General features: G+C 63.8%; 13 protein-coding genes. 9 read left to right on the plus strand and 4 right to left on the minus strand.

Going from position 1 to position 13,583, the window contains the following annotated elements:
- Nucleotides 1-309 precede the first annotated feature (309 nt).
- On the plus strand, nucleotides 310-1,269 hold the full coding sequence (locus FA94_RS18560) for an NAD(P)H-dependent flavin oxidoreductase (protein WP_035553873.1): 960 nt from the start codon (nucleotides 310-312) through the stop codon (nucleotides 1,267-1,269).
- Between the two features lie 32 nt (nucleotides 1,270-1,301).
- On the opposite strand, the gene FA94_RS18565 is transcribed toward FA94_RS18560, so the two are convergent.
- From FA94_RS18565 to FA94_RS39775, 4 genes are all read right to left on the minus strand, one after another.
- Complete coding sequence (locus FA94_RS18565) at nucleotides 1,302-2,240, minus strand: LysR family transcriptional regulator (protein WP_035553875.1); 939 nt, start codon at nucleotides 2,238-2,240, stop codon at nucleotides 1,302-1,304.
- A 213-nt stretch (nucleotides 2,241-2,453) separates the two neighbouring features.
- Nucleotides 2,454-3,539: a porin gene (locus tag FA94_RS18570; protein ID WP_035553877.1), complete on the minus strand. Its 1,086-nt coding sequence runs from the start codon at nucleotides 3,537-3,539 to the stop codon at nucleotides 2,454-2,456.
- Nucleotides 3,540-4,121: 582 nt separating this feature from the next.
- Nucleotides 4,122-4,715 carry a hypothetical protein gene (locus FA94_RS18575; protein WP_231584985.1) on the minus strand — a complete coding sequence of 198 codons (594 nt, stop codon included), beginning with the start codon at nucleotides 4,713-4,715 and terminating at the stop codon, nucleotides 4,122-4,124.
- Between the two features lie 396 nt (nucleotides 4,716-5,111).
- The gene (locus FA94_RS39775; RefSeq protein WP_286166023.1) at nucleotides 5,112-5,246 is read right to left on the minus strand and encodes a hypothetical protein; all 135 of its coding nucleotides are present in this window, start codon (nucleotides 5,244-5,246) and stop codon (nucleotides 5,112-5,114) included.
- On the opposite strand from FA94_RS39775, the gene FA94_RS18580 reads away from it, so the two are divergent.
- The 8 genes from FA94_RS18580 (at nucleotide 5,245) to FA94_RS18615 (ending at nucleotide 13,571) form a co-directional block, all read left to right on the plus strand.
- Nucleotides 5,245-6,270 (plus strand): bile acid:sodium symporter family protein, encoded by a 1,026-nt coding sequence (locus tag FA94_RS18580; protein WP_035553881.1) that lies wholly within the window; start codon nucleotides 5,245-5,247, stop codon nucleotides 6,268-6,270. The two genes, FA94_RS39775 and FA94_RS18580, sit on opposite strands and share 2 nt — an antisense overlap.
- 275 nt (nucleotides 6,271-6,545) lie before the next feature.
- Nucleotides 6,546-8,396 carry an EAL domain-containing protein gene (locus tag FA94_RS18585; RefSeq protein ID WP_035553883.1) on the plus strand — a complete coding sequence of 617 codons (1,851 nt, stop codon included), beginning with the start codon at nucleotides 6,546-6,548 and terminating at the stop codon, nucleotides 8,394-8,396.
- Nucleotides 8,397-8,616: 220 nt separating this feature from the next.
- Nucleotides 8,617-9,603, plus strand: a complete 987-nt coding sequence (locus FA94_RS18590) for a LacI family DNA-binding transcriptional regulator (RefSeq protein WP_035553886.1) — start codon at nucleotides 8,617-8,619, stop codon at nucleotides 9,601-9,603.
- On the plus strand, nucleotides 9,600-10,883 hold the full coding sequence (locus FA94_RS18595) for an AGE family epimerase/isomerase (protein WP_035553889.1): 1,284 nt from the start codon (nucleotides 9,600-9,602) through the stop codon (nucleotides 10,881-10,883). The genes FA94_RS18590 and FA94_RS18595 overlap by 4 nt, the downstream gene beginning before the upstream one ends.
- Nucleotides 10,880-11,797, plus strand: coding sequence for a carbohydrate kinase family protein (locus tag FA94_RS18600; protein ID WP_035553890.1), 918 nt, complete (start codon nucleotides 10,880-10,882; stop codon nucleotides 11,795-11,797). The genes FA94_RS18595 and FA94_RS18600 overlap by 4 nt, the downstream gene beginning before the upstream one ends.
- A 120-nt stretch (nucleotides 11,798-11,917) precedes the next feature.
- Complete coding sequence (locus tag FA94_RS18605; RefSeq protein ID WP_035553892.1) at nucleotides 11,918-12,148, plus strand: hypothetical protein; 231 nt, start codon at nucleotides 11,918-11,920, stop codon at nucleotides 12,146-12,148.
- Nucleotides 12,149-12,213: 65 nt separating this feature from the next.
- Nucleotides 12,214-12,459 (plus strand): hypothetical protein, encoded by a 246-nt coding sequence (locus FA94_RS18610; RefSeq protein WP_035553895.1) that lies wholly within the window; start codon nucleotides 12,214-12,216, stop codon nucleotides 12,457-12,459.
- A gap of 131 nt (nucleotides 12,460-12,590) precedes the next feature.
- A complete protein-coding gene (locus tag FA94_RS18615; protein WP_035553898.1) occupies nucleotides 12,591-13,571 on the plus strand; it encodes an ion channel in 981 nt (326 codons plus the stop codon).
- Nucleotides 13,572-13,583: the final 12 nt, after the last annotated feature.

Here is a 13,583-nt window from a genome sequence, read left to right on the forward strand (position 1 = left end):
ACGAGTCAACGCATTGTAGGAGCCCAATGTGTCCTCGCGAGGTGGGTTAGCCCACGCAAGCGTAGAACCTGAACTCTCCTTCCACCTGTTCTAAACAGACCTGCGTTACTCGAGCGACAGGCATCGCCTATAATCGAACGATCGTTCTTTAATTGTCGGGCGGAACGTGTCGTATCGCGCATGCGTGGTGAGGCGGCGGCAAGATCGCGCCGCCCCGCCTCGGCGCAATGCACGCCATGTGCCGCTAAACTCGTACACGCCGGACGCGCCAACGCCGTACCGGTCCGATCAAAACTGGAGACTCGCATCATGGCATTGCCCGCCGTTCTGCAAAAACTCGCGCTGCCCGTCGTTGCCTCGCCGATGTTTATCGTCAGCTATCCCGAACTGGTATTGGCTCAATGTAAGGCCGGTATCGTCGGTTCGTTTCCCGCGTTGAACGCGCGCCCGGCCGAATTGCTCGACGAATGGCTCACGCAGATTCAGACGCAACTCGCCGAGCACAAGGCCGCCAATCCGGATGCGATCATCGGGCCGATCGCCGTCAACCAGATCGTTCATCAATCGAATACGCGGCTTGAGCACGACGTGCGCGTGTGCGTCAACCACAAGATCCCGATCTTCATCACGAGCCTGCGTGCGCCGTCGCGTGAAATCGTCGACGCCGTGCATAGCTACGGCGGCATCGTGCTGCATGACGTGATCAATCTGCGTCACGCGCAGAAGGCGCTCGAAGCGGGCGTCGACGGTCTGATCCTGGTGGCCTCCGGCGCCGGTGGCCACGCGGGCACGACCTCGCCGTTCGCGCTGGTCGGCGAAGTGCGGCGCATGTTCGACGGCCCGATCATTCTGTCGGGCTCGATCGCCAACGGCGGCTCGATCCTCGCCGCCCAGGCCATGGGCGCGGACCTCGCGTATATGGGCACGCGCTTCATCGCGACCAAAGAGGCGCACGCGGTCGAGAGCTACAAGCAGGCCATCGTCAGCTCCACCGCGTCGGACATCATCTACACGAACCTGTTCACCGGCGTGCACGGTAACTACATTCGCGAAAGCATCGTCAACGCGGGGCTCGACCCGGACGCGCTGCCGGAGTCGGACAAGACCGCGATGAACTTCGCCAGCGACAAGGCGAAGGCGTGGAAAGACATCTGGGGCGCAGGCCAGGGCGTCGGCTTGATGGACGACGTGCCGAGCGTCGGCGAGCTGGTGCAGCGCCTGTCGAAGGAATACGACGACGCGAAGGCGCGGCTGGGAATCGCACGCTAATCGTTTCATCTGCCGCCGGGCGTCACCGCGAATCAGCGCACGGCCATCGCCTTGATCTGCCCCAGCGACGGCCACAACGACTCGTTCGCGAACCGCTCGGCCAGAAAGTCGACGAACGATCGCACCTTGGCCGACAGATGCCGCCGGCTCGCGTAGACCACGTGGATCGGCAGTTCGCGCGGCGGCACTTCGTCCACCAGCAGCGGCACCAGCCGACCGGCGGCCAGATCGTCGCCGATCACCTCGGTGCCGAGCATCGCGATACCCGCCCCTTGCAGCACGATCACGCGCTGCGCCTCCAGATGGTTGACGATCAGATTGCCCGACAGGCGCACGCGCGGCGATGCGTCGCCGGATGCGGTTGCGAGTTCGAGCGTCGAGACGCCCGCGTATTGCAGATAGTTGTGGCGCGCCAGCTCGGCAGCCGTCTTCGGCGTGCCGTGCCGCTTCAGATAGGCCGGCGACGCGCATAGCACAAGATGCGCGGTCGCAATCTGCCGCGCGATCAGCGACGACGACTTCAACCCGCTCGGCGAGGCGCGGATCGCGACGTCGAAGCCTTCGTCGATCAGTTCGACCACGCGGTCGGACAAGGTGATGTCGACGGTGACCTGCGGATAGTGCGCGGCATAGTCGGCCACGGCGGCCATCACGTGGCTCAAGCCAAACGCCGATAGCGACGACACCCGCAAGCGCCCTTGCGGCACGACACTCGCCGCGCCGACCACCTGCTCGGCTTCCTCCAGTTCGGTGAGCACCTGACTCAGGCGCTCGTAGTATTCGCGGCCGGCCTCGGTGGGCGCGACGCGGCGCGTGGTGCGGTTCAGCAGACGCGCGCCGAGCTGCTGCTCGAGGTGCATGACATGCTTGCTGGCCATCGCCGCCGACATCTCCATCCGTTCCGCCGCGCCGACAAAGCTGCCGACTTCCACCACATGGCGGAACACTTTCATGCTGACGAGGGTATCCATCTCAATCGCTCGCTTGAGGAATCAATCGACGCCATTCTGCCGGGTTTATAAAAAACTGGTTAGCAAAGACGTCGCCGACAGCAAGCTTGCCTGGCTGGAAATGAAAAAGCCCGCCTTCCGAAGAAAGCGGGCTTTGCGAATGCCACCGGTTTGGGACGTCGCGCGGCGGCCTGAGTTGCGTAGGCGCGCCGCGCGGGTCGTGCGGTAAAGCGCTTAGAACTTCGCGCGCAGACCGACGCCGTACGTGTTGCCGCTCGACTGGTTGGTGATGTGGTCGTACATGTACGCGGCGTACACGTCCGTACGCTTGGACAGCGGGTAGTCGTAGCCGAGCGCAGCCGTCTGACGGGTCTGGTCGAGACCGCCGCCGTCGCGCGAGTATGCGTACGACGCCATCACCGTGCCCGGACCGACCGGCACCGAAGCGCCGCCCTGCGCCGTGTTCACGTGCCAGCTCGTGATTTGCTGATCGTTGTACGTGTACATGTACTGGCCGAAGAATTTCACGAACTTGAGGTCGTACGAAGCGCCGACTTGCGCGACGCTCTGGCTCTTCAGGCCGGGAACGCCCGACGCCGCGAAGCTGCCGAGGTCGCTCGGCACGTTGTTGAAGTTCACGTACTGGTACACCGCCGTCGCCGCGAACGGGCCGTGGAAATACAGCACCTGGCCGCTCCACTTCTTCGCGCCGTTCTCGGTCGTGTTGCCGAGCGCGTACATAGCCGTCGCGCTCAGGCCGTTGAAGTTCGGCGACGAGTACGACACCGCGTTGCTCCAGCCGGAATCGCCGGTCACGCCCTGGTCGGTGTTGTAAGTCGGGAACGTGCCGAGGCCGAGGTACGTGTGCCACACCATCGGCGAGAATTCGTACGAGTCGACGAACGGGTTGAACAGAATCGTCGAAATGAACAGCGGCGTCGTCAGACGGCCGGCCGTGATCGTGCCGTACGGCGATTCGATACCCACATACGCGTTACGCGAAAACATCGTGTCGCCGGTGAAGCGGCCGTACTGGCCGTTCTGCGCGAGGAAGAAGCCTTCGATCGTGAAGATCGCCTTGTAGCCGTTGCCCAGATCTTCCGCCCCCTTCAAGCCCCAGTACGACGTCGACATACCGCCGCCGGACACTTCCGCGGCGCTCTTGCCATTCGGGAATTTCTGCGAGCCGACCCATTCGTCGACCTGACCGTAAAGCTGCACGCTCGATTGCGCAAAGGCAGCCGATGCGCTGGCCAGCAGAGCGGCGCACGCAGTGGCCTTGAGGGTGGTCTTCAGCGCACTGCTGATGCTTGTATTCATGGGTTCTCCTGTCTTTGTCAAAAGGGTGTGGCTGTGCGAAAGGGGGAGCTCGCGCGAACCATTTGTTGTTGTCCGTTCGATCGTCGAGCCAATCTGGGCGGGACCATCTTTGCGGACCATTTTTATGGACAAAAATATCGCTGGTTATTGCCGGTATATCGGTCTGGTTAGTTTTGTCGAATATCGGTCTGATAAAGCTCCGCCGATTAACCCGTGAGCCCTGCCCCGGCCGTTTATGCTGCAATGCGCAAAACACCGCCAACGCTACGTCCGAAGCGGTGATAACGCATCAAATGACATGCGGATGACGCAGTGCCGCAGAAACGATGAAATTTGACGACAACAGGAGGATTACCGCCGGGTGTTTTCAAAAAAGTGTGGCGTCGAAACGTCACATTGACGGCGGCTGAATGGCCGGAGGCGGTGCGCGGAGATAAAGCAGGCGACTTGAAAGCCGGGAGAAACGATCGGGCCGAATGCGAAAGCGCATTAGCCGATGGGCACTGAAGGTGTTGAGAGTGTTGAACGGCGTTGGCGCGCCGTGCGTAGTCGAACCGAACCCGAAGCTAACGCGACTCGCGACTAGTTGCGGTAAGGCGAACCTTCCGGTTGACGCGGATCCTCGCCTTGGCGCGGCATGCCGCGTCCCGAACCACGCTCTTCGTTATAGCGGGCGACGTCGGCGCGAATCGAGCCCGCGCGAACCGGCGCATTGGCCGGCGGCCGAGGCACGCCACGCGACTCGGCGCTGACCGGCGTAATGGCGCCGGCGTACTGCATGCCGCCGCGGCCTTCGCCGGGATAACCAACCGGACCCGCGACGCGGCGCATGCCCGGGTTATAGACGCCAAAACCGTTGTTGCCGCCATTCCTGCCCGCGAAGTTCGCGCCGCCGCGTGGCAAGCCCGCATTGCGGTCAACCGCAAGGTTACGGGCGGAAGTCGGCCTTTCGGCCGGCATACCGTCGTAGCGGCCGCCGCCCCGCGTCTCACCCCGCATGGCGTGGTTCGCGGCGACATGCGAATACCCACCGCCGCCGAAGTGCGGCGCGCCCGGCGCTTTCGCATAGGCGAACGAGCACAGCGCGGCGATAACCGCGCCCAACGCCCAGTGCTTCGTTCTCGACAACCCGTCCACCTGATGACTCACATGCCCGAAGACTTGCCTGGAGTCCATCGTTCGAGCTGCGATGGACTGATTTGGGGACTGGCGCGAGCGCTGCGTTTCTATCGCAGCACGACGCATCCCGACGGCCTTTGAACCGTAATTTATGGGTGGCGGCAGAGGGTGTCGAGCCAAAAAGTGTTAGGCCTCCGCCGCGGATGTAACACCTTGTTACTGCGACGTTTTTCTACGACACAACCCTTGCGCCGCCGCCCTGAAACCGCTTGCTCACAAGGCTTTGCCGAAGACCCGGAACGGCCTTGCGTATGACGAATCCGAGCGGTTTTTTCGGCCTGATTGTCAAAACCGCATGGACCGAACCGGGTAAGTCGCCAATACTGAAAACGTGAAGACCAACGCCGGCCCAGCGCTCACCGCTCCGTCCTGTTGATGCGCCTTTCTCATTAATCAATTCGGCAAATGAATTTGCATTTTTAATCGATATAAAATAACAATAGCCTTTTGCCACAGCCAGAGGCGGGCCTTCGCGCGCGCTTCCGGCGCAGTGTCCGCATCCGCATCACCGAATTGAGATTCCGCCATGGCCCGCCCGAAACTGCTCCCCGACAACTTCACCTTATGCCTCGTCGGCACGGTGATCCTTGCCAGCTTGCTGCCGGTTCACGGGCAGGCCGCCGTCGGCTTCAACTGGCTGACGAACGTAGCGGTCGGCCTGCTGTTCTTCCTGCACGGCGCGAAACTCTCACGCGAAGCGATTGTTGCGGGTGCGACGCATTGGCGGCTTCACCTGGTCGTGCTGCTCAGTACCTTCGCGCTGTTTCCGCTGCTCGGCCTCGCGCTGAAGCCGCTGCTTTCGCCACTTGTCACGCCGGCGCTCTATGCGGGGGTCCTCTTCCTCTGCACGCTGCCTTCTACAGTTCAGTCGTCGATCGCGTTCACCTCCATCGCCAAGGGCAATGTGCCGGCTGCTGTGTGTAGCGCGTCGGCCTCGAGTCTCCTCGGCATCTTCATCACGCCCGCGCTCGTCAGTGTCGTCGTCACCAATCAGGCGGCGGGCGGCAGTTCGCCGTGGCATACGGTGGGCGATATCGTGCTGCAACTGCTGGTGCCGTTCGTGGCCGGGCAGTTGCTGCGCCCGCTGATCGGCAAGTGGATCGAGCGTCATCGCGGCGTGCTGAAGTTCGTCGACCAGGGTTCGATCCTGCTGGTGGTGTATGGCGCGTTCAGCGAGGCGGTGAACGAAGGCCTGTGGCATCAGATTCCGCTGTCCGCGCTCGGCGGCCTGCTGCTGATCAACGTGGTGCTGCTCGCGCTGGCGCTGGCCGTGACGATCTTCGTCAGCAAGCGGCTCGGCTTCAATCGCGCCGACCAGATCACCATCATCTTCTGCGGCTCGAAGAAAAGCCTCGCCGCCGGCGTGCCGATGGCCAAGGTGATCTTCTCCTCGCATGCGGTGGGCGCCGTGGTGTTGCCGCTGATGCTGTTCCACCAGATCCAGTTGATGGTGTGCGCCGCGCTCGCGCAGCGCTGGGGCGCTCGCGACACCAGCGGCGAAACCCGCGCCGCCGCGAGCAAAGGATCCGCCGCCGCCATGGCCCGGCGGTAAATACGCGCGCAATGCAAACAGGACATTCATAAGCGCCCTCCCTGAGCGTGATTCGAAGAAAGCCGCCTCGTGCGGCTTTTTTGTTATTTCACGCGCAAACGCCCTCGCTGTCGCCTCAGCCGGATGGCATAAGCCGAGTCCTGGCCGGGCCTAAAGCCCGGCTCGTCCTGGCATCCAGGACACGCACCACGCCAGTGCGTCGCGTCACTAAAAATTCACTTAACTCTGCGCCGGCCGCGCCGATAAGCCGAACGTCTCTTGCTACGCCTACTGCCATGCAACTTCGCTCGCCCTCCCGATCCGCCGCGCCGCGCATCGAGGAGTTGATCGCCCGGCGTGATCTGTTCGCTGTATTCCAGCCGATCATCGATTTCGACGACGGCGCGATCCTCGGCTACGAAGGTTTGATTCGCGGTCCGGCGGGCACGCCACTCGAAACGCCCTTCGCCCTGTTCTCGCAAGCGCTCGCCGAAGGCTGCGCGATTGCGCTCGAACAGGCCGCCGCGCGCACCTGCATCGAAGCCTTCGCGAAGCTTGATTACGACGGCAAGCTGTTCCTCAATTTCAGCGCGGGCGCGATGCGTCAACTCGCCGAAGCGCGCGACGACACACTCGCTTTGCTGCGGCACCGCGGCGTCGATCCACAGCGGCTCGTGATCGAGCTGACCGAACAGAGCTCGATTCCGGACGTAGCCAGCTTCCTGCCGGTGATATCGACGCTGCGCGCGGCAGGCGCGCAATTCGCGCTCGACGATTACGGCACGGCCAACGCCAGCATGAATCTGTGGGTGCGTCTGCAACCGGACGTGGTGAAGATCGACCGCTTCTTCATCCACGACATTGCGAGCGATCCGCTCAAGTTCGAGGCCGTGCGCGCGATGCAGCATTTCGCCAACGCGAGCGGCGCGCAACTGGTGGCCGAGGGCATCGAGAACGAGGCGGATCTGATCGTCGTGCGCGACATGGGGATCGGCTGTGGGCAGGGCTATTTCTTCGGCCGTCCGCATGCGCACCCGGCGCGCAAGCTGAGCGACGACGCGCGCGATGCCTTGCGCGCCAATCACATCGCCGTGTTCCCCGAGACCACGCGCGCGGTGAGCAGCGCGTCGCCGTCGGGCGGCATGGCGTCGGCGAAAATGCTGGTGCATGCGCCCGCGTTGCCGCGTCACGCCACCAACAACGACGTGCTCGAACTGTTCAACCGCCTGCCCGATCTGCACGCGGTCGCCGTGGTCGAGAACGACCAGCCGGTCGCGCTGATCAACCGCCGCAGCTTCATGGACCGTTACGCGCTGCCGTATCACCGCGAGCTATTCGGCAAGCGCCCTTGCCTGCAGTTCGCCAACGCGTCGCCGGTGATTATCGAAAAGTCGATGACCGTCGAGCAGATGGCCCAGCTCCTCGCGAGCGACGACCAGCGCTATCTCGCCGACGGCTTCGTCATCACCGAAAACGGTCAGTACGCGGGTCTCGGCACCGGCGAGAAGCTGGTGCGCGCAGTGACCGAGGTACGCATCGAAGCAGCCCGCTACGCGAACCCGCTGACGTTCCTGCCGGGCAACATACCGATCAGCTCGCACATTGCCCGCCTGCTGGGCAACGACGCGGCCTTTCACGCGTGCTACGTCGATCTGAACCACTTCAAGCCGTTCAACGACCAGTACGGTTACTGGCAAGGCGACGAGGTGCTGAAATTCGCCGCGGCCGTGCTCGCCGAGGTGTGCGACCCGACCCGCGATTTTCTCGGGCACGTGGGCGGCGACGATTTCATGATCCTGTTCCAGAGCGACGACTGGCAGGAGCGCGTGCTGCGCGCGATCCACGTCTTCAACGAAGGCGCGCAGCGTTTCTACGCGCCGGCCGACCGGCTCGCGGGCGGCATTCACGGCGAAGACCGACGCGGCAATCCGAGCTTCTTCGCGTTCGTGACGATGGCGATCGGCTGCGTGCGCGTCGAACCGGCCAGCGGCCCGTCTCTGTACAACAGCGAGGAAATCGCGTCGGTCGCGGCGGTGGCCAAGCGTCGCGCGAAACACGACGCGAGCGGCTTCGTGCTGATCGACGCGGACGAAAGCCTGGTCTTGCTACGCGGCCAGGCCGAAGCCGCGCACGCGCATATCGACTGAAGGACCCAGACGGCGGCAGAGGGAGCAAACGGGGCTGAAGCGCCCTTTCACGCCATTGTTTAGCTTGTTTTACTAAACAGCATATTTCGGGCCAACCTCAACACCCAGGGGTATCTCCGGGTGTCATGCGAGTGTTTTTCCGGCGGTCGAAGGCACGTTTTACTATACAATCGCCGGACTCAAACACCGTGCGGTCGCCGTCTCGCGGCCGCTTCATTCGATGGCCACAACCATCCGCGACGTCGCCCGTGCGGCCAGCGTGTCGATCGGCACCGTCTCACGCGCCTTGAAAAACCAGCCGGGGTTGTCCGAGGCGACCCGCGAACGGGTCGTCGAAGCAGCGCGGCAGCTTGGTTATGACGCCGCGCAATTGCGGCCGCGCATCCGCCGGCTCACCTTTCTGTTGCACCGTCAACACAACAACTTCGCCGTCAGCCCGTTCTTTTCGCACGTGCTGCACGGTGTCGAAGACGCCTGTCGCGAACGCGGCATCGTGCCGTCGGTGCTGACCGCCGGTCCTACCGAAGACGTGATCCAGCAGCTCCGCCTGCACGCGCCCGACGCGGTGGCGATTGCCGGTTTCGTCGAGCCCGAAACGCTCACCACGCTGGTCGCGATGCAGCGCCCGCTCGTGCTGATCGATCTGTGGGCGCCGGGCTTGCGCTCGGTGAATCTCGACAACGCCGCCGGCGCCACCCTCGCCATGCGGCATCTGTTCGCGCAGCAGCGCAAGCGCGTCGCGTTTATCGGCGGCTCGCTCGCGCACTTCAGCATCGCGCAACGCGCGCTCGGTTACCGGCGCGCGTTTTTCGAAGCGGGGCTGCTGTTCGATCCGTCGCTGGAACTCACGATCGACGCCGGCCTCGACCCCGACAGCGGCGCCGCGCGCGCCATGCATCAGTTGCTCGACGCGCGAGGCCCGCACCCCGACGCGGTGTTTGCGTACAACGACGCCGCCGCGCTCGCCGCGCTGCGCGCGTGCCTCGCGCGCGGCCTGCGCGTACCCGAGGACATTGCCATCATCGGCTTCGACGACATTCCCGCCGCCGCGCATGCTACCCCGCCGCTGTCGACCATCTCGGTCGACAAGGAAGCGCTCGGCCGGCGCGGCGTCGAGTTGCTGCTCGAAGACGCCCCTGCCGAACTCGAAGTCCGTTTGCCCGTCCATCTCATTGCCCGAGCCAGTACTTTGGTGAAAACGCCATGACGCAATCCGATTCGCTTCATCCCGCCAACGGCGTTGCCGCGCCGTCCGTCGACGATTTCCGCAGCCGCGAGTTTCTGCTCGCGCACGTAGAGGACACGCTGCGTTTTTACGCGCCGAACGTGTTCGATCCGAGCGGCGGCTTCTTCCATTTTTTCCGCGACGACGGGTCGATCTACGACAGGACCACGCGGCATCTGGTGAGCAGTTGCCGCTACGTGTTCAACTACGCAATGGCGTATCGCCAGTTCGGCGACCCGCAGCATCTCGAGTACGCGCGCCACGGTCTGCGTTTTCTGCGTGAGGCGCATTGGGACGCCCAGCACGAAGGCTACGACTGGGAACTCGAATGGCGCGACGGCCACAAGCGCACGCTCGACGCCACGCGCCACTGTTACGGCCTCGCGTTCGTGCTGCTCGCGTATTCGCATGCGGCGATGGCCGGTGTCGAAGAAGCGAAGCCGATGATCGGCGCGACCTTCGAATTGATGGAGCACCGCTTCTGGGACGCCGCGGCCGGCCTCTACGCCGACGAAGCGTCGCCCGAATGGCGCGTCAGTTCGTACCGTGGCCAGAACGCGAACATGCACACCACCGAGGCGTTGCTCGCCGCGCATGAAGCGACCGGCCATCTGGTCTATCTGGATCGCGCCGAACGGGTCGCGTCGAATATCACGCTGCGTCAGGCGAAGCTTTCGCAAGGCCTGGTGTGGGAGCACTTTCACGCGGACTGGTCGGTCGACTGGCACTACAACGAGGAAGACAGTTCGAACATCTTCCGTCCGTGGGGCTTCCAGCCGGGGCATCAAACCGAGTGGGCCAAGCTGCTGCTGATTCTCGAACGCTTCCGTCCGTTGCCGTGGCTGTTGCCGCGCGCGGTCGAACTGTTCGACGCCGCCATGACGCACGCCTGGGACGAAGACCATGGCGGCCTCTACTACGGCTTCGGCCCGGACGGCACCGTGTGCGACCACGACAAGTATTTCTGGGTCCAGGCCGAAACCTTCGCGACCGCCGCGCTGCTCGGCAAGCGCACCGGTAACGAGCGTTTCTGGGACTGGTACGACGAGATCTGGCGCTATAGCTGGGCGCATTTCGTCGATCACAAGTACGGTGCGTGGTATCGCATCCTCACCTGCGACAACCGCAAATACAGCGACGAAAAGAGTCCGGCCGGCAAGACCGACTACCACACCATGGGCGCGTGCTACGAAGTGCTCGCGCACGCCCTGTCCGACGGCGCGGCCGCCGCTGCAGCCGAATCCGCGGAGCACACGAAATGAGCCAAGCCAACGCAAACGCCGAATTCCCGCTGTTCGTCTCGGCCGGCGACATCCTCACCGATCTCGTGCGCACCGGCACCTCGCAATGGCTGTCGCGGCCGGGCGGCGCCGGCTGGAACGTGGCGCGCTGCGTCGCGCGGCTCGGTTTGCCGACCGCCTGCGCCGGCTCGCTCGGCGTCGACAATTTCTCCGACGAACTGTGGAACGCGAGCGTCGCCGCCGGGCTCGACATGCGTTTCATGCAGCGCGTCACGCGGCCGCCGTTGCTGGCGATCGTGCATCAGACGCATCCGCCCGCATACTTTTTCATGGGCGAAAACGGCGCCGATCTGGCCTTCGATCCGGCGCACTTGCCGGCCGGCTGGAGCGAGCAGGTGAAGTGGGCGCACTTCGGCTGCATCAGCCTCGTGCGTCAGCCGCTCGGCGACACGCTCGCGGCGCTCGCGGCGCAGTTGCGTTCGCAAGGCGTGAAGATCAGCTTCGATCCGAACTACCGCAATCTGATGGAACACGGCTACGAGCCGACCTTGCGCAAGATGGCCGCGCTCGCCGATCTGATCAAGGTCTCCGACGAAGATTTGCGTCTGCTGTTCAAGACCAACGACGAAGCCGCCGCGCTCGCGCAACTGCAAGCCATGAATCCGGCCGCCACCGTGCTGGTCACGCGCGGACCGGAAACGGCCCTGTTGATTGACGGCGCGATGCTGGTCGAAGCGCGGCCACCGCGCGTCGAAGTGGTCGACACGGTCGGTGCGGGCGACGCGTCGATCGGCGGCCTGCTGTTCAGCCTGATGACGGCGCCGCAGCGTGCGTGGCCCGAGCATCTGGCGTTCGCGCTGGCAGCCGGCGCGGCGGCCTGCCGCCATGCCGGCGCGCACGCGCCCACGCTCGATGAAGTCGTCGCGCTGCTGTAATTCTGCTGCCTTGTGCGGCGTGCATTGTCACTGACAAGGCGCGCCGCCAGCGCGAAAGCCGGCGCTCCGTCATCGTGCTACGATGAAAAATCCGTAACCTTTGGAACCAGGAGCGTCGTCATGGAAGACATCACCTACACCAAAGGCATCTACACGGCCACGGCGTCGATAAAAGAAGTACAAAGCGACACCTGGCAGGGCGTGGTCACACTCTCCCGCGACGAAGGCGACGTCACCGCCGATCAGGAAACCACGGTCTACGAAGTGGACGCCACCTCGTCGACGCCGGAAGAAGCGCTCGAAGAAGCCAAGGCGCTCGCTCACCGCATTCTCGGCAGCATCGAACTCTAGGCAGTCCGGCGCCGCGCGCGCCGAAGCGCGCCGCGCCACCTTGATCCAACCGGCTGGAGGCGATCATGGCGGAACAGCTCTTCCTCTACGGCGTGTACTCGATACACGTCCGCCCTCTCGAACTCAACGGCGCACGCTGGGACGCGGAATACGAAATCCGCCATCGCGACAACGCGGTGAAATCGTGGACGACCGTGGGTGGCGATAACGGCTACGGCGACGCGACCGAAGCGATCGCCGCAGCGCATCAGCAAGCCGTCGACGATATCGAACACGGCGCGGGCATTCCGAAGCCGCGGGCGTTTCCGTAAGCTGCCGGCAAACACGTTCCGACCGCCCCAAGCGGTGCGCGGAACGTGGATCAAGAGTTGCGGCATCGCGGCATTGCACTCGCGAAACGGCGTGCTACGCTTTGCGCGTTTTCATATCCCACGAGCAGGTGATGGCTACCGAACCGTCAGACCGAATGGCCGGCCTTGGCGACGCCAAGGAGAGCGCGCCGAAGCGCCGCGCGCGCGGCAGCCGCGAATTACGTCTCGACGATCGCGTGATCATTGCGCACGGCATGCCAACGCCGCTCTGGCAGGATCTCTACCATCGCGCGGTGGTGGCGCGCTGGCCGATGTTCTTCGCCTCGCTCGCGGTGCTGTTCCTGCTGCTCAACACGGCGTTCGCCGGCCTGTACATGCTCGGCAAAGCGCCGATCGCCAATCAGTATCCGCAGGGTTTCGGCGGCGCTTTCTTTTTTAGCGTCGAGACGCTGGCGACTGTCGGCTATGGTGACATGCATCCGCAAACCGTCTACGCGCACTGGATCGCGACGCTCGAAATTTTCTTCGGCATGTCCAGCGTCGCGTTGGCGACCGGGCTGATCTTCGCGCGCTTTTCGCGGCCGCACGCCAAGATCATGTTTGCCCGCTACGCGATCATCCGGCCGCTCGACGGCCATATGACGCTGATGGTGCGCTCGGCCAACGGGCGTCAAAACGTGATCGCAGAGGCCCACGCGAGGCTGCGCATTTTGCGCAAGGAAACCACTGTCGAAGGTTTTGTGCTGCGCAAGCTCTACGACCTGACGCTAGTGCGCGATCAGCATCCGGTTTTCAAACTCGGCTGGAGCCTGATGCATATCATCCACGAAAGCAGCCCGCTATTCGGTGAGACCGCTGAGTCGCTCAAGGGCAGCGATACGTCGCTGGTGCTGACGCTCGAAGGCGTTGACGAATCGACCTCGCAAACCATGCAGGCGCGCCACATGTGGAGCTGCGATCAGATTCGCTGGCACTACCGTTTCGTCGACATCATGAGCGAGCGTGACGGCGTGAGCCACATCGACTATGCGCACTTCGACGAGATCGTGCCGCTCGACGCGGCGCCGCTCGCGGTTAATGTCGTTAATGTGGCCAAAACCAAAGGGCAATAAACCGCGCAACGC

The organism is Burkholderia sp. 9120 (genome assembly GCF_000745015.1).
Classification (GTDB): Bacteria; Pseudomonadota; Gammaproteobacteria; order Burkholderiales; family Burkholderiaceae; genus Paraburkholderia.